Source organism: Pseudomonas sp. Pseusp21, assembly GCF_059492145.1.
Genome location: NZ_CP168520.1, coordinates 3,123,501 through 3,144,900, shown reverse-complemented (window position 1 = coordinate 3,144,900; position 21,400 = coordinate 3,123,501). Strand labels below are relative to the sequence as shown.

Annotated in this window: 18 protein-coding genes; 6 read left to right on the top strand and 12 right to left on the bottom strand. The window is 62.2% G+C overall.

Features of this window, described 5'->3' with window-relative positions; genetic code table 11:
- Positions 1–119: 119 nt before the first annotated feature.
- The 4 genes from rloA2 (at position 120) to creD (ending at position 4,246) form a co-directional block, all read left to right on the top strand.
- Positions 120–623: a retropepsin-like aspartic peptidase RloA2 gene (gene rloA2, locus ACEN93_RS14330; protein ID WP_007959815.1), complete on the top strand. Its 504-nt coding sequence runs from the start codon at positions 120–122 to the stop codon at positions 621–623.
- A 74-nt stretch (positions 624–697) separates the two neighbouring features.
- Entirely contained in the window at positions 698–1,378 is a 681-nt protein-coding gene (creB, locus tag ACEN93_RS14325; RefSeq protein WP_007959816.1) for a two-component system response regulator CreB, read from the top strand.
- Positions 1,378–2,793 (top strand): two-component system sensor histidine kinase CreC, encoded by a 1,416-nt coding sequence (gene creC / locus ACEN93_RS14320; protein ID WP_039768024.1) that lies wholly within the window; start codon positions 1,378–1,380, stop codon positions 2,791–2,793. Before creB ends, creC begins: the two co-directional genes overlap by 1 nt.
- Before the next feature lie 82 nt (positions 2,794–2,875).
- Positions 2,876–4,246, top strand: coding sequence for a cell envelope integrity protein CreD (gene creD / locus ACEN93_RS14315; protein ID WP_495610187.1), 1,371 nt, complete (start codon positions 2,876–2,878; stop codon positions 4,244–4,246).
- Positions 4,247–4,333: 87 nt separating this feature from the next.
- Here creD and ACEN93_RS14310 read toward each other — a convergent pair whose 3' ends face one another.
- The 8 genes from ACEN93_RS14310 to ACEN93_RS14275 form a co-directional block, all read right to left on the bottom strand.
- Positions 4,334–4,963: a glutathione S-transferase gene (locus ACEN93_RS14310; RefSeq protein WP_103385432.1), complete on the bottom strand. Its 630-nt coding sequence runs from the start codon at positions 4,961–4,963 to the stop codon at positions 4,334–4,336.
- A gap of 65 nt (positions 4,964–5,028) precedes the next feature.
- Complete coding sequence (locus ACEN93_RS14305; protein WP_039768028.1) at positions 5,029–5,208, bottom strand: hypothetical protein; 180 nt, start codon at positions 5,206–5,208, stop codon at positions 5,029–5,031.
- Positions 5,205–6,335: a PepSY-associated TM helix domain-containing protein gene (locus tag ACEN93_RS14300; RefSeq protein WP_495611529.1), complete on the bottom strand. Its 1,131-nt coding sequence runs from the start codon at positions 6,333–6,335 to the stop codon at positions 5,205–5,207. The genes ACEN93_RS14305 and ACEN93_RS14300 overlap by 4 nt, the downstream gene beginning before the upstream one ends.
- Positions 6,336–6,409: 74 nt before the next feature.
- Positions 6,410–8,836, bottom strand: coding sequence for a TonB-dependent siderophore receptor (locus tag ACEN93_RS14295; RefSeq protein ID WP_495611528.1), 2,427 nt, complete (start codon positions 8,834–8,836; stop codon positions 6,410–6,412).
- Between the two features lie 178 nt (positions 8,837–9,014).
- Positions 9,015–9,986, bottom strand: a complete 972-nt coding sequence (locus ACEN93_RS14290; RefSeq protein WP_085612966.1) for a FecR domain-containing protein — start codon at positions 9,984–9,986, stop codon at positions 9,015–9,017.
- Positions 9,983–10,501, bottom strand: coding sequence for an RNA polymerase sigma factor (locus ACEN93_RS14285; RefSeq protein WP_039768032.1), 519 nt, complete (start codon positions 10,499–10,501; stop codon positions 9,983–9,985). Before ACEN93_RS14285 ends, ACEN93_RS14290 begins: the two co-directional genes overlap by 4 nt.
- Positions 10,502–10,611: 110 nt before the next feature.
- Positions 10,612–11,319 (bottom strand): 3'-5' exonuclease, encoded by a 708-nt coding sequence (locus ACEN93_RS14280; protein WP_495611527.1) that lies wholly within the window; start codon positions 11,317–11,319, stop codon positions 10,612–10,614.
- On the bottom strand, positions 11,316–13,256 hold the full coding sequence (locus ACEN93_RS14275; RefSeq protein WP_490842983.1) for a putative nucleotidyltransferase substrate binding domain-containing protein: 1,941 nt from the start codon (positions 13,254–13,256) through the stop codon (positions 11,316–11,318). Before ACEN93_RS14275 ends, ACEN93_RS14280 begins: the two co-directional genes overlap by 4 nt.
- Before the next feature lie 254 nt (positions 13,257–13,510).
- Between ACEN93_RS14275 and ACEN93_RS14270 the strand changes: the two genes are divergently transcribed.
- Positions 13,511–13,957 (top strand): response regulator, encoded by a 447-nt coding sequence (locus tag ACEN93_RS14270; protein ID WP_085654016.1) that lies wholly within the window; start codon positions 13,511–13,513, stop codon positions 13,955–13,957.
- 71 nt (positions 13,958–14,028) lie between these two features.
- Here ACEN93_RS14270 and ACEN93_RS14265 read toward each other — a convergent pair whose 3' ends face one another.
- On the bottom strand, positions 14,029–16,206 hold the full coding sequence (locus ACEN93_RS14265; RefSeq protein ID WP_495611526.1) for a malate synthase G: 2,178 nt from the start codon (positions 16,204–16,206) through the stop codon (positions 14,029–14,031).
- A gap of 454 nt (positions 16,207–16,660) precedes the next feature.
- Between ACEN93_RS14265 and ACEN93_RS14260 the strand changes: the two genes are divergently transcribed.
- Positions 16,661–17,179, top strand: coding sequence for a glycine cleavage system transcriptional repressor (locus ACEN93_RS14260; RefSeq protein WP_011336250.1), 519 nt, complete (start codon positions 16,661–16,663; stop codon positions 17,177–17,179).
- A 223-nt stretch (positions 17,180–17,402) separates the two neighbouring features.
- Here the strand turns inward: ACEN93_RS14260 and rarD are convergent, their stop codons facing one another.
- The 3 genes from rarD to ACEN93_RS14245 all read right to left on the bottom strand — a co-directional run bounded on the left by rarD (position 17,403) and on the right by ACEN93_RS14245 (position 21,349).
- Positions 17,403–18,290 (bottom strand): EamA family transporter RarD, encoded by an 888-nt coding sequence (gene rarD, locus ACEN93_RS14255; protein WP_495611525.1) that lies wholly within the window; start codon positions 18,288–18,290, stop codon positions 17,403–17,405.
- Between the two features lie 66 nt (positions 18,291–18,356).
- Positions 18,357–19,331, bottom strand: a complete 975-nt coding sequence (locus tag ACEN93_RS14250; protein WP_495611524.1) for a serine/threonine protein kinase — start codon at positions 19,329–19,331, stop codon at positions 18,357–18,359.
- Positions 19,332–19,447: 116 nt separating this feature from the next.
- On the bottom strand, positions 19,448–21,349 hold the full coding sequence (locus ACEN93_RS14245) for a PhoX family protein (RefSeq protein ID WP_495611523.1): 1,902 nt from the start codon (positions 21,347–21,349) through the stop codon (positions 19,448–19,450).
- Between the last annotated feature and the right edge of the window lie 51 nt (positions 21,350–21,400).

Here is a 21,400-nt window from a genome sequence, read left to right as displayed (position 1 = left end):
CGTCCCTGTGACGCGGAGCGTCACCTGATGCATTCCCACGCGGAGCGTGGGAACGATCAAGTAAACAACGGTCTAAAATCTCGCGTCTGACGCCCCCATTTCCCAAGGAAGCCCCTTACGTGAAATCCCTCCTTGCACTGCTTTCCCTCGTCGCCCTGCCGGTGCTCGCCGCCGAACCGACCCTGTACGGTCGTTACGAATACATCGCACTGCCGGAAATCGGCGGCGAAGTGCTCAAGGCCAAGATGGACACCGGCGCACTGACTGCCTCGCTGTCGGCCAAGGACATCGAGACGTTCAAGCGCGACGGCGAAGACTGGGTGCGTTTCCGTCTGGCCACCAAGGACGCCAGCAACAAGGTGTACGAACACAAGGTTGCGCGGATCAGCAAGATCAAGAGTCGCTCGGATGAAGAAGACGAGGGCGAAAGCACCGAAGTGGCCAAGCGCCCGGTGGTCGATCTGGAGCTGTGCCTGGGCGACGTCAAGCGTACCGTGGAGGTCAACCTGACCGACCGCAGCAACTTCAACTACCCGTTGCTGATCGGTGCCAAGGCCCTGCGCGAGTTCGGTGCGGCGGTGAACCCGGCACGACGCTTCACCGCTGACAAGCCAGACTGTTGAAACCAAGTGGTCTCATTGACGTAACGCCGGGCTTGGGGCACCGTTCGCGCACTTAACCCACAGGCTCGGACGCCATGCCTCATATCCTGATTGTCGAAGACGAAGCGGCGATTGCCGACACGCTGATTTTTGCCTTGCAGGGCGAGGGCTTCACCACGACCTGGCTGAGCCTGGGCGCGGCGGCGCTGGAGCATCAGCGCCAGACCCCGGCGGATCTGATCATCCTCGACATCGGCTTGCCGGACATCAGCGGCTTCGAGACCTGCAAACAGTTGCGTCGCTTTAGCGAAGTGCCGGTGCTGTTTCTCAGCGCGCGCAATGCCGAAATCGATCGCGTGGTGGGCCTGGAAATCGGCGCCGATGATTATGTGGTCAAACCGTTCAGCCCACGGGAAGTGGCGGCGCGGGTCCGGGCGATTCTCAAGCGCATGGCGCCACGTCCGGTCATTGAGGCGTCCTCGGCGCTGTTTCGCATCGATCCCGAACGTGTGCAGATCAGCTATCGCGGCCAGCCCCTGAGCCTGACTCGCCACGAATTCCGTCTGCTGCAATGCCTGCTCGAACAACCCGAGCGCGTGTTCAGCCGCGAGCAATTGCTCGATGCGCTGGGCGTGGCGGCGGATGCCGGTTATGAGCGCAGCATCGACAGCCATATCAAAAGCGTGCGCGCCAAATTGCGTCTGGTGCGTGCCGAGGCCGAGCCGATCCAGACCCATCGCGGCCTCGGCTACAGCTACAGCCCGGGGCACAGCTGATGTCGCTGGGGCTGCGGATTTTCCTGGTGTACGTGCTGTTCATCGGCCTGACCGGGTATTTCGTGCTCAACACCGTGATGGAAGAAATCCGCCCCGGCGTGCGCCAGTCCACCGAAGAAACCCTGGTCGACACCGCCAACCTGATGGCGGAAATCCTGCGGGACGATTTCAAGGCCGGCACCCTCAACCAGAATCGCTGGCCGGAATTGCTCCGCGCCTATGGCGAACGCCAGCCGAAGGCGACGATCTGGGGCCTGGCGAAAAACCAGGTCAACCACCGCATCTACGTCACTGACGCCAAGGGCATCGTGGTGCTGGACTCCAGCGGTCTGGCCGTCGGCCAGGACTACTCGCGCTGGAACGACGTCTACCTGACCCTGCGCGGCGAATACGGCGCACGCTCCAGTCGCAGTGACCCGAATGACCCGAACTCCTCGGTGATGCACGTCGGCGCGCCGATTCGCGACAACGGCGCGATCATCGGCGTGGTCACCGTGGCCAAACCCAACAGTTCACTGCAACCCTATGTCGATCGCACCGAACGCCGCCTGCTCGGTTACGGCGCCGGATTGATCGGCCTCGGCCTGTTGCTCGGCGCCGTGCTGTCGTGGTGGCTGAGCCGCGCGCTGCACCGCTTGACCGTGTACGCCCAGGCCGTGAGCGAGGGCCGTCGGGTGGCGGTGCCGCACTATCGCGGTGGCGAGCTGGAGCAGTTGGCGACCGCCGTGGAACAGATGCGCACCCAGCTCGAAGGCAAAGCCTACGTCGAGCGCTATGTGCACACCCTGACCCACGAACTGAAAAGCCCGCTGGCCGCCATTCGCGGTGCCGCCGAGTTGTTGCAGGGCGAGATGCCGGCGGATCAGCGCCTACGTTTTGTCGGCAACATCGACAGTGAAAGTGCTCGGATGCAGCAGTTGATCGAACGCCTGCTCAATCTGGCTCAGGTCGAACAGCGGCAGGGTCTTGAGGAACGCGTCGCAGTGCCATTGGCGGCGCTGGTGGATGAGCTGTTACAGGCTCAAATGGCACGCATCGAAGGCCGGCAACTGCGGATCGAGCAAACCATCGCGCCGGATCTGGCGTTGATAGGCGAGCCGTTTCTGTTGCGTCAGGCGCTGGGCAATTTGCTGGAGAACGCATTGGATTTCACCCCGTCGCACGGTCTGCTGCGCTTCGGCGCCGAGAAAATCGGTGAGCGGGTCGAGCTTCGCCTGTTCAACGAAACCACGCCGATTCCCGACTACGCCTTGCCGCGCTTGAGCGAGCGCTTCTACTCCCTGCCACGCCCGGACAGCGGACGTAAAAGCACTGGTCTCGGGCTCAATTTTGTCGAAGAGGTGATCAAGTTGCACGGTGGTTCGATGCGCATCGGCAACGTCGAAGCCGGGGTGGAAGTCGTTCTGCAGTTGTAGTCTCCACACAAACTCCACATTCCTCCCACAAAACCCCCACATCTCCTTCGCAGACTCTGCCCACCGAAACAGGGAGAGTCCCATGAACAAAAGTCTGACGATAAAACTCGGGGCCATTGCCCTGCTGATCCTGGTGTTGCTGGTGCCGCTGTTGATGATCGACGGCATCATTGATGATCGCCAGCAACTGCGTGACGGCGTGCTGGAATACATCGCCAGAAGCTCAAGCTACAGCCAGCAACTCAGCGGGCCGGTGATGGTTGTGCCGTATCGCAAAGTGGTACGCACCTGGAAAACCAAAGAGAAGAGTGACGAGCGATACCAGGAAATCGGTGAGGAACGTGGACGCCTGTATTTCCTCCCGGAGCGCTTTGAACTCGACGGCCAGGTGCAGACCGAACTACGGGCCCGGGGCATTTACGAAGCGCGGCTGTTCCATGCCGACAACCGCATCAGTGGGCATTTCTCGCTGCCGGCGCAGTTGGGGATCAAGGAAGACTTTGTCGATTACACCTTCGATGCGCCGTTCCTGGCGGTCGGCATCAGTGACATTCGCGGGATCGAAAATGCCTTGAAGCTGGAGCTGGGCGCGCAACGCCTGGACTTCGTGCCCGGTACTCAAGTCGGTTGGCTGGGCGAGGGTGTGCGAGTGACGCTGCCGGCGTTGGACACCGGCAAGACCACGGAACTGGCCTTCGGCTTCGACCTGCGCCTGCAAGGCACCGGTTCGTTGCAGGTGCTGCCGGTGGGCAAGACCAGCCGCGTGAACCTCGCCGCCAACTGGCCGCACCCAAGCTTCATCGGCAACTTCCTGCCGGCCAAACGCGAGATCAACGATCAGGGTTTCACCGCCGATTGGCAGACCTCGTTTTTCTCCACTAATTTGCAAGAAGCGATGAGCCGTTGTGTGTCGGGCAATGATTGCGAGGCGTTCAACGGGCGCAGTTTCGGCGTGAGCTTCATCGATCCGGTGGATCAATATCTGAAGAGTGACCGGGCGATCAAATATGCGCTGCTGTTCATCGTCCTGACGTTCGCCGGTTTCTTCCTGTTCGAAGTGCTGAAAAGCCTGGCGGTGCACCCGGTGCAATACGCGCTGGTGGGTGTGGCGCTGGCGTTCTTTTATCTGTTGCTGCTGTCGTTGTCGGAGCACATCGGGTTTGCCCTGGCGTATCTGTTGTCGGCCAGCGGTTGCGTGCTGTTGATCGGATTCTATGTCTGCCACGTGTTGCGCAGCGTGCGGCATGGTTTGAGCTTTTCGGCGGGGCTGGCGGCGTTGTACGGCTTGCTCTATGGCTTGCTGAGCGCCGAGGATTACGCGCTGCTGATGGGTTCGCTGCTGCTGTTCGGTCTGCTCGGTGTGTTCATGGTGCTGACCCGCAATCTGGACTGGTACGGGATCGGGCAGAAACCGGCCAAATCGCTGGAGTTCGATATCGGAGCGGTGCAATGAGCCGGTTCGTTGGGTTGCGTGAGGAGCAGCGGGAGGCCGAGGTGTTGATGACGCTGATCTTTGCCTCGTTACCTCCCGCCCGGTGCGTCAAGCCTTCGGCATCGTCGCAATCATCGACGGCCGCTGGCTCACTTCAAAGAACCAGTTGGCCAGTTGCGGGTTGGCGTCACGCCAGGCTAGATCCGGAAAGCGCAGATCCAGATAACCCAGCGCACAGGCCACGCTGATCGAAGCGACGTCGAAGTGGCAGGTCAGTTCGGCAATCGCGTCGCGCTCCAGCAAGGCGAGGGCGCGGCGGATCTTCTCGCGCTGGGCCTCGAGCCATTCGTCCCAGTGCTTTTCCGGGGCGCGCAGCACTTGCTCGTAACGCACCATGACCGAGGCGTCCATGATCCCGTCGGCCATCGAGGCCAGGGTCAGGCGCCGCCAGCGGGCCGAGCCGTCGCGGGGGATCAGCGGGTTGCCGACGTGCTGGTGGTCGAGGTAGTCGAGGATCACCCGGCTGTCATGGATGACATTGCCGTCGGCCAGGCGCAGGGCCGGGATCTTGCCCAGCGGGTTGTCTGCGTTGAGGGCGGCGTCCGGGCTGACAGGGCTGAGTACGCAGTCCTGCAGCGCGACGCGATCCTGTTGGCCGGTCTCGTGCAGCAGCACCATGACTTTGCGCACGAACGGGGACAGGGTGTTGTGGAACAGGGTCATGCTGGGAGCGGACATCGGCAGGGTCTCGGTCAGGGGCAATGACGGGCAGCATAGCGCGTTGCCCGTCAGGCTCAAGCCGTTCAGCGATGTTGCAGCAATCCGCGCAGGGCAAGGGCTGCCGGAATGCCCAGACCAATCCAGCTCAAACCATCCCAGATCCCGTCGCCCAGCAACGCCGCGAACAGGCCCGCCGCACTCAGCAGCGCGATCACCAGCGGCGTGCTGAAGACTTTCCAGAAATTCGACTGACGCGGTTTCATGCAGAGGCCTCCGCCGGTTCCTGCACCGGTTTCGCGGCCTTGCGCCGTACCACCCACAGGTACACGCCGCTGGCGAGGACGATGATGGTCAGCACGTCCAGCGTGGCCCAGAGGATTTTCATCGGCATGCCGCCGTAGTCACCGAAGTGCAGCGGCTGCGACATGCCCATGGCGTCCATGTACCACGGTCGTTCTGCCACCGCCGTGACTTGCAGGGTGCTGGCGTCGATCAGCACCGGGGTCAGCAGGTGCGAGGTCAGGTGGGTGCCGCCCTTCATGAATACCGAGTAGTGGTGCTCGCTGGAGAACCGAGTGCCGGGGAAGGCGATGAAGTCCGGTTTCATCCCCGGTGTGACGTCACTGGCAATCTCCAGCACCCGGGTGGCCGGGGCCAGTTGCGTCAGGGGCGGGGCATCGCGGTAGGGCGCGATCAGGGTCGTCAGGGCTTCGGCCCGCCACGCGGCGATCAGCAGATCGGCGCAGGCGCTGATGACACCGGTCACGCCGACCACCAGCGCCCAGGTCAGGGTGACCACACCGATCAGGTTATGCAGGTCGAGCCAGCGCAGGCGGGTGGATTTGTCCTGGCGCACGGTGCCGAACTTCAAGCGGCGCATGAACGGCAGGTACAACACCGTGCCGGACACGATCGCGATCACGAACAGCAAACCCATGAACGCCAGCAGCAATTTGCCCGGCAGGTCGGCGAACATGTCGACGTGCAGACGCAGGATGAACAGCATCAGGCCACCGTTGGCCGAAGGCATTTCCAGGGCTTCGCCGGTGCGCGCGTCGAGCATGAAGGTGTGCGAGGAGTTGGGCTCGGTGCCGGCGGTCCTGGCCATGATTGTCAGCACGGCATTCGGCTCGTCGTCTTCGAAGCCGAAATATTGCACGACTTCGCCGGGCCGATGCTTTTCCGCCGCTTCGACCAGTTGCGCCAGGTTCAGATGCGGCGTGCCCGCCGGCATCACCCGCAACTCGGGCGCATCGCCCAGCAGGTGGTCGATCTCGTGATGGAAAATCAGCGGCAGGCCGGTCAGGGCCAGCAGCAGCAAAAACACGGTGCAGATCAGGCTGGTCCAGGTGTGGACGAAGGACCAGCGGCGAATGGTTTTACTTTTCATTTCATGACCTTCAAAAACACCCAAGCCGTCCACGAGGGACGGCCTGGTTGCAGGGCCTGTTTCAGCTCAGGCGCTTACCACTTGTAAGTGGCGCTGGCGACGACGCTGCGCTGGTCGCCGTAGTAGCAGTAGAAGCTGTCGCAGGTGGAGATGTAATCCTTGTCCAGCAGGTTGGTGGCGTTGAGTGCCAGCGACGCGCCTTTGAGGCTGTTGTCCAGACGACCGAGGTCGTAATGCACGGCGGCGTCGAACACGGTGTAGGCGTCCGCCTTGCCCAGCCAGGTGTTGGCTTTGTCGCCGTAGGTGTTGCCGGTGTAGCGCGCGCCGGCACCGATGCCGAAGCCGTCGAGCACACCGCTGTGCCAGGTGTAATCGGCCCACAGCGACGCTTGCTGATTCGGCATCAGTTGCAGGCGGTTGCCCTTGTCGGCGCCGTTCTGCACTTCGGACTTGGCCAGGGTGTACGCGGCGATGACCTTCAGGTTGTCGGTGACGTCGGAGACGGCTTCCAGCTCAAGGCCTTTGACCTTCACTTCGCCGGTCTGACTGGTGATTGATACGCCGTTGACGAACGAGCTGACCGAGACATTTTTCTGGGTCAGGTCATACACGGCCGCAGTCAGCAGGGTCTTGCTGCCCGGTGGCTGGTACTTGATGCCCAGTTCCCACTGCTTGCCTTCGGTGGGTTTGAGTGATTCGGTCGACGAGGCGTCGGCGCCGGTGGTCGGCTGGAACGATTCGGCGTAGGACAGGTACGGCACGAAACCGGAATCGAACACGTAGCTGATCGCCGCGTTACCGCTGAACGCCTTGTCACGCTGGGTGTTGGTGGCGTCGCCCTTGTTGATGAATTGAGTGCTGGTGTGCACCCAGTCTTCACGACCGCCGAGGGTCAGGCGCCATTGGTCCAGGGCCATCTGGTCCTGAACGTAGAGGCCGGTCTGGTAGGTCTTCTGGTTATAGTCATAGAACGCGGTGGAGCGCGCCGGACGCACGATCGGCTGACCATGGATCGGATTGTTCACGTTGATCTCCGGCGCGCTGCCGAAGATCGAGGTGTAGTTGGTGTTGCTGCGCTGGTGATCCAGACCCAGCAGCAGGGTGTGGCGGATGTCGCCGGTGGCGAAGTCGGCCTGGAAGTTGTTGTCCACGGCGAACTGGCTGATGTCTTCGTCGACGATGGTCGTGGTACGGCCGACGTTACCGTCATTGTCCACTTGAGTGAACGGATACGAGCCGACGGTGATGCCCTGGAACGACAGATCCGACTTGGTGTAGCGCAGGTTCTGCTTGAACTGCCACACATCGTTCAGGCGATGTTCGAAGGCATAGCCCAGCGCGTAGTAGGTGCGGTCGTAATATTCCCAGTCCGGATCGCCCAGATTCTTGTGGTGGGAAACCTTGCCGAACGGCATGTCGATCTTGGTGCCCTGCACCGGCAGGAACTGGCTGGTGATGCCGGTATCGTCGCGGGTGAACTGGGTCAGCAGGGTGAATTTGGTGTCGTCGTCGATGTTCCAGGTCAGGCTCGGCGCGATGTTGTAGCGCTTGTTGTCGACGTGGTCGATCTGCGTGCCGCTGTCACGTACCACACCGCTGAGGCCGTAGAGAAACTGGCCGGCGTCGTCGATCTTGCCGGTGCTGGCGAAGTTGATCTGGCGGTGGTTGTCGCTGCCGTATTGCAGCTGGATTTCGCTGCTCTGCACATCGCTCGGGCGACGGCTGACCATGTCCAGCAGGCCGCCCGGCGGGGTCTGGCCGTAGACGGAAGAGGCCGGGCCGCGCAGCAGGGCGAGGCGGTCGAGGTTCCAGGTTTCCTGTTTCGGGTTGGCGTACACGCCTTTTGGCAGGGGCAGGCCGTCGAGGAACTGGGTCGGTTCGAAGCCGCGCACGCGCAGCCAGTCGGCGCGGGTGTCGCTGCCGTAGCTGCTGGCGGTAATGCCCGGCATGTAGCGCACGGCGTCATCTAGGCTGTGCACGCCTCGGTCTTCCATTTGCTGGCGCGTGGCGACCGAAATCGAACGCGGCGCTTCGACCAGTGCGGTGTCGGTCTTGGTGCCGGCGGCGGTGCGGGTGGCGGTGTAGCCTTCGACCGGGCCCCAGGCGCTTTCGAAGTTTTCCACGCCGATTACCGAGGTTTCCGGCAGGGCCATCGCGCCTTCCGGCACGGCGACCAGGGTGTAGGTGCCGGCGCCGCTCTGTTCCAGTTGCAGACCGGTGCCACGCAGCGCCGCGCGCAGGGCGCCGGCCGCGTCATATTGGCCGTTGACCGGCGCCGAGGTCTTGCCCGCCGCCAGCGACGGGTTCAGCGACAGCGTCAGGCCGCCCTGGCTGGCGATCTGGTTCAGGATGGTCGACAACGGAGCCGCCGGCAGGTTGTAGGCGCGCACGCTCGATGCCTGTTCAGCGGCGATCAGTTGGCTGCTGGCCAGCGGGGTGCAGAGGGCAATGGCGACCGCCAGCAAACTGGGGCGCAACAAGGTGTCTAGCGAACGGGACATACGGCGGCTCCTGAATGGAAATATTTCTCAATTGCCTGTGTGCCGGACGAGATTCGAAAAGTGATAGGGCTGGATGAAAATAATTTCGATTAACGAACGACATCGCTGCGCAAGTCAGCAGAAAGTCCGTTTTCAGGGGGGTGGCAGGCGGCCTGTCGTGGGCAGGCAGTGCTGAATGTCAGGGCTTCGGATCAGCCTTGGCCACGGTCACCCACCAGGGCGTGTGCTGCTCGATCTGCACCGGCAGGGTCGGCAACAGGGCGTTCAGCGCCTTGTCGGTGTCGTGCAGCGGGAAGCTGCCGGTGATGCGCAGGTCGGCGACTTCCGGCGCGATGCCCAGATGGCCGCGACGATAGCGGCCAAGTTCATGCACCAGGTCTTCCAGGCGCGCGTTGTCCACCACCAGCATGCCGCGGGTCCAGGCATCGGCGCCGGGGTTGAGCGCCACCACCGAATCCAGACCGTTGTGGCGGATCAGCACTTGCTGGCCTTCGCGCAGGATCTGCTCCTGCGGATCGGATTGCGGATGCGCCGCGACCGCCGACTGCAACACGCTCAGGCGCGTGCCGGCGTCTTCGCGCTTGACCAGGAACCGCGTGCCCAAGGCGCGCATGCTGCCCTCGGCGGTTTCGACGATGAATGGCCGCGCATCGCCGTGACCGGTTTCGACAAGAATTTCGCCTTCCTGCAACACGATCAGGCGTTGTTTTTCATCGAAACGGACATCCACCGCGCTGTGGGTATTGAGGTTGAGCACGGTGCCATCGGCCAGACGCACCGTACGCTGTTCGCCGGTGGCGGTGCGTTGATCGGCGAGCCAGTAATCCAGCGGCAGATAACGTTCGCCGGCAAACAACGCCAGACCGACCACCGCCACGACACTGGCCAGCCCGCTGCCGAGCTTGCGCACCCGGCGGCGGATGCCTTCGCGCGATTGCAGCAACGCGTTTCGTGCCGGGCCCTTGGCCACGCTGAAACGCTGGTCGAGCATGCCCAACTGGCGCCAGGCGCGGGCGTGTTCTTCGTTGGCCGCGTGCCACTTGGCGAACTCTTCGCGCTCCAGTGGGGTGCTGGAATCGAGGGTCAATTGCCAGGCAATCGCCGCGTCCAGCACATGGGCCGGGACCGGTCTGGAACTGGCCGGGCTCATGTTGGCTCACCGTACAGCGCGATGTAGCACTGTCGAATACCCTGGGCCAGATACTGGCGTACGCGCGGGACCGACACGCCGAGTTTGTCGGCGATCTCGGCGTGGGTCAGGCCATCGAGGCGGTTATAGAGGAAAGCGGCGCGGGCCTTGGTCGACAGCTTGCCGAGCATGCGGTCGATGGCCTTGAGGTCTTCGAGGATCAGTTGCTGTTCTTCGACCGAGGGTTGTTCGCCCTCGGGGATCAGCATCAGTTCGGTCAGATACGCCTGTTCCAGCGCGGCCCGGCGGAAGTAGTCGAACAACAAGCCTTTGGCGATGGCCACCAGAAACGCCCGGGGTTCGCGGGGCGTCAGCAGTTCGTCGCGGCCGAGCAGGCGGACGAAGGTGTCCTGGCTCAGGTCTTCGGCGCGTTGCGGGCAAGCCACGTTGCGCCGCAGCCAAGCCAGCAGCCAGCCGCGGTGGTCGCGATACAACGCACCGACGAGCTCACTGTGAGGGCTTTGGGCTGAAGACACGACGACACCGACTGGGAAGTGTTAACTAACGAGAATTGTTCGCGATTGTGGCAGAGGTGGGAATGGTTAGCAATTGGCCACCGGTCGGGTTGTCGGGCGACAACCCGGATTCAGAACGAATGCGTCTGCTGTCGGCGCTTCCACTGACTCAGGCGTTGCTGCAGATTCAGCGGACTGTGGATCTGCTGCTGGCGTGCCCGGCTGAACAGGATCAGCGCCAGTTCCGCGGTAGCCAGAGCATCGGCGCTCGCATGGTGACGTTCGAACACTTCAAGCTTGAACCAGTCGACCCACTCGTCCAGCCCCGCCTCGCGAATGTGCGCCTGGGGGCAAACCAGCGGGGCGATCTGCGCCACATCGAGGAACACCGTCTGCAACTTGTGCCCCAGATGTTCTTTCAGCGCGCGGCCGAGCATGTGCTGGTCGAACGAGGCGTGAAACGCCAGCACCGGACTGTCGCCGATAAACTCCAGCAGCTCGACCAGGGCTTCGGTGGGCTCGCTGCCGGCGGCAATCGCGCTCGGTGCCAGACCGTGAATCAACACGCTCGGGCCGAGTTTCAGCTCGCGGCATTGCAGGGTGCGTTCGAATTGCTGGCTGAAGTCGATCGCACCGTCCTCGATCACCACCGCGCCGATCGACAGCACCCGATCCTTGTTCAGGTTCAGCCCGGTGGTTTCCAGGTCCAGCACCACCCAGCGTTGTTCGCGCAGACTGCACTCGCGCAGCTCGCCGATGGCCGGCAGTGTCGTCAGGCGCTGTTGCAGGTCGTCCGGCACAACGGGGCTGGCCGGACGCAGCCACGAAAACAGGCTCATAGCTGATACCGCAGGGTCAGGCTGCTTTGCAGGCGCTGGGCCTGGCGCAGGGATTCACGCAGGATGCGCCGGTCCAGATGATTGAGGCTGTCGGGATCGACCCGGTTCGAGTACGGCTGGTTTTCCCGGGTCTGCAGTTGATGCTGCTGCATGCGCGTCTGCTGGATGAAGTGGTAGGCCTCTTCGTACGCGGCGCCATCCAGCCGGTCGATGACTTCTTTATCCACCAGTTGGCGAAAGCGTTCGAGGGTGTTGTTGGCGTCGATGCCATGGGCCAGTGCGAGCAAACGTGCGCCGTCGACAAAGGGTGTCAGGCCCTGGATTTTCAGGTCCAGCGTGGCTTTCTCGCCGTTCTTGCGGGTCAGCACGAATTCACGGAATCGCCCAACCGGCGGACGGTTGCGCAAGGCGTTCTCGGCCATCATTCGCTGGAACAGACGGTTGTCGCCGACCTGATCGAGAATCCCCCGGCGCAATTGCTCGCAACCCTGTTCATCACCCCAGACCACGCGCAGGTCGAAATAAATGCTGGAGCCCAACAGGTTCTCCGGCGTCGCCTCGCGAATAAACGCGGCAAAGCGTCGGGCCCATTCGGCGCGGGACAGGCACAGCTGAGGATTGCCGGCCATGACGTTGCCCTTGCACAGGGTGAAGCCGCATTGCGCCAGGCTGTTATTGATCTGCTGGGCGATGGGCAGCAGCTTGCCGCGAATCTCCGCCGCGTGGGCCGCATCCCGCGCGTCGAACAGAATGCCGTTGTCCTGATCGGTGTGCAGGGTCTGCTCGCGTCGGCCTTCGCTGCCGAAGCACAGCCAGCTGAATGGCACACCGGGGTCGCCTTTTTCGGCGAGGGTCAGTTCGATCACCCGGCACACGGTGTGATCGTTGAGCAGAGTGATGATGTGGGTGATCTGGGTCGACGAGGCACCGTGAGCCAGCATGCGCTCCACCAGTTGGCCGATCTCGCCGCGCAGGGTCACCAACTGTTCGACCCGCTGGGCACTGCGGATGGTCCGCGCCAGGTGCACCAGATCGACCCGTTGCAGCGAGAACAGATCCCGTTCTGAAACCACGCCGCACAGGCGTCGATCCTTGACCAGACACACGTGGGCGATGTGCCGTTCTGTCATGGCAATCGCCGCGTCGAAGGCGCTGTGATCCGGCGAAAGATAGAACGGCGAGTGCGTCATGTGGCGTTCGATCGGCTCGCTGAAATCGCCAGCCCCTTCAGCCACGACATGCCGCAGGTCGCGCAGGGTGAAAATCCCCAGCGGTGCCTTGTGCTCGTCCACCGCGACGATGCTGCCGACCTGTTGTTCGTGCATCAACTTCACCGCTTCGCGCAGTGGGGTGGAGGGGCTGCAGGTCACCGGATGGCGCATGGCCAATTCGCCGAGACGGGTGTTCAGCGAGTATTGGGTGCCGAGGGTTTCCACGGCTTTCTGCTGGACTTGCTGATTGACCTGATCGAGCAGGCTGCTGACCCCGCGCAGGGCGAAATCACGGAAGGTGTTGGAGAGGGCGAACAACTTGATGAACGCCAGTTTGTTCAGTTGCAGGCAGAAGGTGTCTTCGCCGGCCAGGTGTTCGGTGCGAGTCGCCCGTTCGCCGAGCAGCGCGGCGAGGGGAAAACACTCGCCGGTGGTGATTTCAAATGTGGTTTCGGTGCCGCCCTTGGCCGTGTGCGGCCGCTCGCCGACCACCCGGCCCTGCTTGACGATGTAGAAGTGTTCGACCGGCCCGTCGGCGGGTTTGATGATGCTTTCGCCCTGACCGTAGAAGCGCAGCTGGCATTGCTCCACCAGGTAGGCCAGGTGGGCGTGTTCCATTTGATTGAAAGGGGGGAAGCGCTGGAGGAATTGCAAAGTGCCCTGAATGTTCTGCAACACCGCGGTTTTCCCTGCCTGGGTGAAGGCGTCCGCTTTACTCATAACCATTACCGCAGTCTTTTTCGAATTGTTGTTGTCGGATCGTTGCAGCCATGGTCGACCCCATCGCGCGGGGTGCCCATTGGACGTAAGTCTAGGTTGGGCATGCCGTTGGGGAATTTTCGGATATGCCCTACAAAATCAGTCGGAAATTCTTCGGTTCGCCCCTTGGAAAAAAATCCGACGAAGTGCACATTGAAGCTCTGCCCAGCGATGTCTGACCACTGTGCCAGGGGATCGATTTTGAGAACGTAGAGAACGCCATGTCCGACCACGATATTTTGAGCGACGCCGAGCGGGAAGCGCTCAGCGCTGTAATGCTCGAACCCGATCTGCCACCGCAGCGTGTATTGATCGTCGATGACGACAAGGACGCCCGGGAGCTGTTGTCGGAGATTCTGGGATTGGACGGTATCCGTTGCATGACCGCCGCCAGCGGCGAAACCGCGCTGAAAATGCTCGCGGAAAAACCTTCGATCGGGTTGGTGATCACCGACCTGCGCATGGGCAACGTCGATGGCCTGGAGCTGATCCGCCAGGTGCGCGAATCCGTCAGGGCGGCGATGCCGATCATCATTGTGTCCGGTGATGCCGACGTGAAGGATGCGATTGCGGCGATGCATTTGAGCGTGGTGGATTTTTTGCTCAAGCCGATTGATACCGCCAAATTGCTTGGTCTCGTCAGACATGAGCTGGGCATCGAGCCCTAGCCAATCCGGCGCAAACAAAAAAAGCCCTGATCGAAAGATCAGGGCTTTTTCGTGTCCGGCATCAGCGCAGGTTACAGGCCGTTGGCAGCCTTGAACTCGCGACGACGACGGTGCAGAACCGGCTCAGTGTAACCGTTCGGCTGTTTGGTGCCCTCGATCACCAGTTCGACTGCCGCCTGGAAGGCGATGTTGCTGTCGAAGTTCGGGGCCAGCGGACGGTACAGCGGGTCGTTGGCGTTCTGACGGTCCACCACCGGCGCCATGCGCTTGAGGCTTTCCATCACTTGCGCCTCGGTCACGACACCGTGGCGCAGCCAGTTGGCGATGTGCTGGCTGGAGATACGCAGCGTCGCACGGTCTTCCATCAGGCCGATGTCGTTGATGTCCGGCACTTTCGAGCAACCCACGCCCTGGTCGATCCAGCGCACCACGTAGCCGAGAATGCCCTGGGCGTTGTTGTCCAGTTCGTTCTTGATCTGCTCCGGGGTCCAGGTCGGTTTGACCGCCAGCGGGATGGTCAGGATGTCATCGACCGAAGCGCGGGCGCGTTTGGCCAGTTCGGCCTGACGGGCGAACACGTCGACCTTGTGGTAGTGCAGCGCGTGCAGCGCAGCGGCGGTCGGCGACGGAACCCAGGCAGTGTTGGCGCCGGCCAGCGGGTGAGCGATTTTCTGTTCGAGCATCGCCGCCATCAGGTCGGGCATCGCCCACATGCCTTTACCGATTTGCGCACGACCTTGCAGGCCGGTGCTCAGGCCGATATCGACGTTCCAGTTCTCGTAGGCGCCGATCCACTTCTCGGCCTTCATATCAGCCTTGCGCACCATCGGGCCGGCTTCCATGGAGGTGTGGATTTCGTCGCCGGTGCGGTCGAGGAAACCGGTGTTGATGAACACCACGCGCTCGCTGGCCGCCTGGATGCAGGCCTTGAGGTTGACCGTGGTACGGCGTTCCTCGTCCATGATCCCGACTTTCAGGGTGTTGCGCGCAAGGCCCAGCACGTCTTCGATGCGACCGAACAGCTCGTTGGTGAACGCCGCTTCTTCAGGGCCGTGCATCTTCGGTTTGACGATGTAGACCGAACCGGTGCGGGTGTTCTTGCGTGAAGTGTTGCCGTTCAGGTTGTGCATCGCTGCGAGGCAAGTCACCAGACCGTCGAGGATGCCTTCCGGCACTTCGTTGCCGTGCTTGTCGAGGATCGCGTCGATGGTCATCAGGTGACCGACGTTACGCACGAACAACAGCGAGCGGCCGTGCAGGGTCAGTTCGCTGCCGTCGACCTTGGTGTAGGTGCGATCCGGGTTCATGGTACGGGTGAAGGTCTGGCCGCCCTTGGACACGGATTCCGCCAGGTCGCCCTTCATCAGGCCGAGCCAGTTGCGGTAGATCACCACCTTGTCGTCGGCATCGACGGCCGCAACGGAGTCTTCGCAGTCCATGATGGTGGTCAGCGCTGCTTCCATCAGGATGTCTTTGACGCCGGCGGCATCGGTCTGGCCGACCGGGGTGCTGGCGTCGATCTGGATTTCGAAATGCAGGCCGTTGTTCTTCAGCAGGATCGCAATCGGCGCATTGGCATCGCCCTGGAAGCCGATCAGCTGTGCGTCGTTGCGCAGGCCGGTGGTGCTGCCGCCCTTGAGGGTGACGACCAGTTTGCCGTCAGCGATCTTGTAGCCGGTGGAATCGACGTGGGAGCCGGTCGCCAGTGGCGCGGCTTCGTCGAGGAACGCACGGGCGAAGGCAATGACTTTGTCGCCACGCACCTTGTTGTAGCCTTTGCCTTTTTCCGCGCCGCCGGCTTCGCTGATGGCGTCGGTGCCATACAGGGCGTCGTACAGCGAACCCCAGCGGGCGTTCGAGGCGTTGAGGGCGAAGCGGGCGTTCATCACCGGCACCACGAGTTGCGGGCCGGCGGTACGGGCGATTTCGTCATCGACGTTTTGCGTCGTTGCCTGGAAATCAGCCGCTTCTGGCAGCAGATAACCGATCTCTTGCAGGAAGGCTTTATAGGCCACGGCGTCGTGGGGCTGACCGGCACGGCTCTGGTGCCAGCCATCGATACGAGCCTGGAAGTCATCGCGTTTGGCGAGTAGGGCTTTGTTCTTCGGCGCCAGGTCGTGAATGACCTTGTCGGCACCTTCCCAGAATTTGTCGGCGGTGAGGCCGGTACCGGGAATGGCTTCGTTGTTCACGAAGTCGAACAGGACTTTGGCGACCTGCAGGCCACCGACTTGAACGTGTTCAGTCATTGCTTGCCTCACTCTGCTCAGCTATTTCGCTTTTCAGCTCTTCAATTTAACAATGAAGCCTCTGGCCATTTAAACCACAAACCCCTCGACCAGTACATGCCATCGCTGGCGGCTGGGCTGGGACCAATCAACGGCTCGGGGGCCTTGCTGACGGGGCTTTCAGGGTTGCGAACGTGCCTTGGGCAGACATCGATCCAGCGTTATGTAGTGCGCGCTGCGGCATACTACATGATGAGTTGCGGTTGTGAAAATCAGACTAATTACGTCGTTCTGCGACCCCATGACGCATTGCGGTCACGGCGCGGAACGGGATGTTCTCAAAAAACCAATGGATTGTTCCAGTTAAATATAAAAAGTTGTACACGATTTGTGACTTCGAGCGTCTGAGGCGTCTGTCGAACGCTTGCCTATACTTGCTTTTCTATAACAAAAGTCATGACAAGAGGGCTGCGCCATGGATCACCTCGTACTTACTGTCTTTGCACCGGACAAGCCCGGGCAGGTCGAGCGCATCGCCCAATGCATCGCCGAACACGGCGGCAACTGGCTGGAAAGCCGCATGTCGCGGATGGCCGGGCAGTTCGCCGGGATCTTGCGGGTCGGCGTGCCGGCGGAGGCTTACGACGAATTAGTCGATGCCCTACAAGCTTTGTCGGCTCAGGGAATTCGCGTGCTGGTGGCCGAAAGCGGAATCGAGCAGGCCTGCACCTGGAAACCGATCGCCATGGAACTGGTGGGCAATGATCGTCCAGGGATCGTGCGTGACATCACCCGGCTGCTGAGCGAGCAGGGCGTGAACCTCGAACGGCTGGTGACCGAAGTGCGCCCGGCACCGATGAGCAGTGAACCGCTGTTCCACGCCGAAGCGATTCTCGCGGTGCCGCTGACTTTGTCGCTGGACGTGCTGCAATCGCGCCTGGAAACCCTGGCCGATGACTTGATGGTGGAACTGGTGCTGCGCACCGACCTGTGAAGACGGATCGGGTTATCCAGTTTAAACGTGCACCTGCCTGTGGATAACCTGTAGAGACCGGACGCCAGGCCACGTGCGCCGTGGCTTTGCGAAGATTGATCAAAAAACCGCCAGCATTCAGTGACTTGCGCACAAACGGCGGGGATCACGCTGTGGATAACCTTGGGAAGGAACGATACAGGCCACGAGAACCGTGGCCTGTGAAGGTTTGTGCGTTTTTTGATCAGCTGCGACGGCGCAAGCTCAGCCACGCATCGACGCTGTACACCGCCAGACCGGCCCAGATAAACATGAAGGCGATCAGCGTGCTGGACGACAAGTGCTCGCCGAACAGCAGCACGGCTTGCAGCAGCACCAGCGTCGGCGCCAGGTATTGCAGGAAGCCGAGGGTGGTGTAAGGCAGATGCCGTGCCGCCGCGTTGAAGCACACCAGCGGCACCAGCGTCACCGGACCGGCTGCCACCAGCCACCAGGCTTCGGAAGTGCTCCAGAACTCGGCCTGGGCACTGGTCGCGGTCGAATTGAACAGCAGCCACGCGAGGGCGATCGGCACCAGCATCCAGGTTTCCACCACCAGCCCCGGCAGTGCCTTGACCGGCGCCTGCTTGCGGATCAGCCCGTAGAAACCGAAGGTCAGCGCCAGCACCAGCGATACCCACGGCAGGCTGCCGACCTGCCACACCTGCTGCGCCACACCGATAGCCGCCAGACCGACTGCCAGCCACTGCATGCGGCGCAAGCGTTCGCCAAGGATCAGCATGCCCAGCAGCACGTTCACCAGCGGGTTGATGTAATAACCGAGGCTCGCCTCCAGCATCCGGCCATTGTTCACCGACCACACGTAAGTCAGCCAGTTGGCCGCGATCAAGGTGCCGCTGAGCGCAAGAATCGCCAGGCGTTTCGGGTTGTCGCGCAGTTCCTGCCACCAGCCGGGATGCTTCCACACCATCAACAGCAGCGCGCCGAACAGCGCCGACCACAGCACTCGGTGAATGATGATTTCCACCGCCGGCACTTCGGCGATGGCTTTGAAGTAGAGCGGGAACAGTCCCCAGATGATGTAGGCGCTGAGGCCCAGAATGTACCCGCGACGCGGGTTGGCGGCTTGCATGCAGAATCCTTGCTTAGGCAGCTAACAAAGCAGCGATTGTACGGGCAGTTGTATAGACGTGTCGTGTCAGAAAAGCTTCAACGGCTCTTCGTTCAGCGCCGACAGTTGCTCACGCAACGCCAGCACCTGATCGCCCCAATACCGCTCGCTGCCGAACCACGGAAAGCTGCGGGGGAACGCCGGATCGTCCCAACGCCGGGCCAGCCAGGCGCTGTAATGCATCAGGCGCAGGGCGCGCAGCGGTTCGATCAGCGCCAGTTCGCGCGGGTCGAAGTCGTGGAATTCGTTGTAGCCGTCCATCAACTCCGACAGCTGCCCGAGACAATCCTGACGATCGCCGGCGAGCATCATCCAGATGTCCTGCACCGCCGGGCCCATGCGGCAGTCGTCGAGGTCGACGATGTGGAACATCTCGTCGCGGCACATCATGTTGCCGGGGTGGCAGTCGCCATGCATGCGGATGTTCTGGTGCGGGGTGTTGGCGTAGACATCTTCCACACGCTTGAGCAGGTCGCGGGCGACGGACTCGTAGGCCGGCAGAAGGCTCTTGGGAATGAAATTGCCTTCCAGCAAAGTGGTCAGCGAGTCATGGCCGAAGTTCTTCAACGCCAGCGCTTCGCGGTGCTCGAACGGTTTGGTCCCGCCGACCGCGTGCATGCGCCCGAGCAATTGGCCGAGGCGATACAACTGGTCGAGATTGCCCGGTTCCGGCGCCCGGCCACCGCGACGGGGAAACAGGGTGAAACGAAATCCGGCGTGTTCGTGCAGGGTTTCGCCGTTGTGGATCAATGGCGCCACCACCGGGATCTCGACGTCGGCCAGTTCGAAGGTGAACTGGTGTTCTTCGAGAATGGCTTCGTTGGTCCAGCGCTGCGGGCGATAGAACTTGGCGATCAGCGGTTCCGAGTCTTCGATGCCGACCTGATAGACGCGGTTTTCGTAACTGTTGAGCGCCAGAATGCGCGCGTCGCTCAGGAAGCCGATGCTTTCGACGGCATCGAGCACGAGGTCTGGGGTGAGGGTTTCAAACGGGTGGGCCATGCTGACTCCTGCGCGCAGCAGGCTGCCGCGTCCGGCTCAGCATGGTAGCGCAGACGGGCTGTCTTGAGTGGGATCGTTCCCGTGCAGCGCACGGGAACGATCAGAGCGTCGCCCGATCAGGCGCCGACGATCCCGCCATCTTCACGGGTAATCGCCATCACCGATGAGCGTGGCTTGCCGTTCGGCAGGTGCTCAGGGAAGGTCGAACCGCCGTTCTCGCCCGGGTGCTGAATCCCGACGAACAGGGTTTTCTGATCCGGCGAGAAACTGATCCCGGTGACTTCACAGCCGATCGGCCCGACCATGAACCGGCGAATTTCCCCGGTCGCAGGATCGGCGCAGAGCATCTGGTTGTTGCCCATCCCGGCAAAATCACCGGCGTTGCTCGAATCTCCGTCGGTGAGGATCCACAACCGTCCGGCCTTGTCGAAGCCGAGGCCGTCGGGGCTGTTGAACATGTTCTGCGGGGTGATATTCGACGAACCGCCTTTCGGCGTACCGGCGTGGACGCTCGGGTTGCCGGCGACCACGAACAGATCCCAGGCAAAAGTCTTCGACGCGTGATCGTCGCGGTCGGTGCGCCAGCGCAGGATCTGCCCGTAGACGTTCTTCTCGCGCGGGTTCGGCCCGCCCACCGGTTGGCCGTCTTCGCCGCGTTTGGCGTTGTTGGTCAGGGTGCAATAGACCTGACCGTCTTTCGGGCTGACCACGATCCACTCCGGACGGTCCATGCGCGTGGCGCCAACCACGCTGGCTGCCAGCCGCGCATGAATCAGCACTTCGGCCTGATCGGCGAAACCGCTGCTGGCGTCGATGCCGTTCTTGCCGTGGGTCAGTTCGATCCACTGGCCTTGGCCTTTCGGATGGTCCGGGTTGCCGTCGCCCGCATCGAACTTGGCCACGTACAGCGTGCCGTGATCGAGGATGTCGCGGTTGGCTTTGGCGTTGCGGTGGTTGATCTTGTCGCGGCTGACGAATTTGTAGATGAACTCGCCGCGTTCATCGTCGCCCATGTACACCACGGCGCGACCGTCATCGGTCTCGGCCAGTGCGGCGTTTTCATGCTTGAAGCGGCCCAGCGCAGTGCGTTTGACCGGCGTCGATTGCGGGTCGAACGGATCGATCTCCACCACCCAGCCGTGACGGTTGAGCTCGTTGGGGTTCTTCGCCATGTCGAAGCGCGGATCGAACGGATGCCAGTTGATCTCGCGGCTGGCGGCCGATACGCCGTAGCGCTTTTGCGCCGGGTCGAACTGTTGCTGGGCGTTGCTGCTGCCGAAGCAGTCGGTGAAGTTCTCTTCGCAGGTCAGATAAGTGCCCCACGGTGTCTTGCCGTTGGCGCAGTTCTGGAAAGTGCCGAGGACTTTTTTGCCGTGCTTGTCGGCGCTGGTTTTCATCAGCTCATGACCGGCGGCCGGGCCGCTGAGGCGGATCGGCGTGTTGCCGTGGATGCGTCGGTTGTAGCGCGAACCCTGAACGAACTGCCACTGGCCGTTCTTGCGCTGCACTTCGATCACCGACACGCCTTCACAGGCCAGAGCCTTGCGCACGTCCTCGGCCGACTGCGGCATGCCGCCGTGCGGGTAGAGGTAGCGGTAGTTGGTGTATTCGTTGTTGATCGCCATCAACGCGCGGTTTTTCTCGCCCGGGAATTCGAACAGGCTCATGCCGTCGTTGTTGTCGCCGAACTGCACTTCCTGTGCGGCCGCGGTGCCATTACCGCTCGGATCGAAGGCCGGGCCGTTCTTGTGCAGCGGCTGGCCCCAGCTGATCAGCACCGACGACTTGTAGCCCTTGGGCAGGCTGATGGTGTCGGTGGTGGCCGCCGGAATGCTGTCGAAGCCGAGCAGCCGGCTGTTGCCGGCGCTGACACTGGCGGCCAGCACGCTGCGGCTCAGCAGGTTGCCGCCGAGGAACATCGCCGCGCCGCACAGCGCGCCGGCGCTGATGAAACCGCGACGGCTCAGGCCGACCATTTTTTCCAGGTCTGTGGATTGGTTTTCTTCTAATAGGCTCACATCAGGCTCCCTGCATGGTTTTGGCTGCCACCTTAATGCGGGTCGATGACG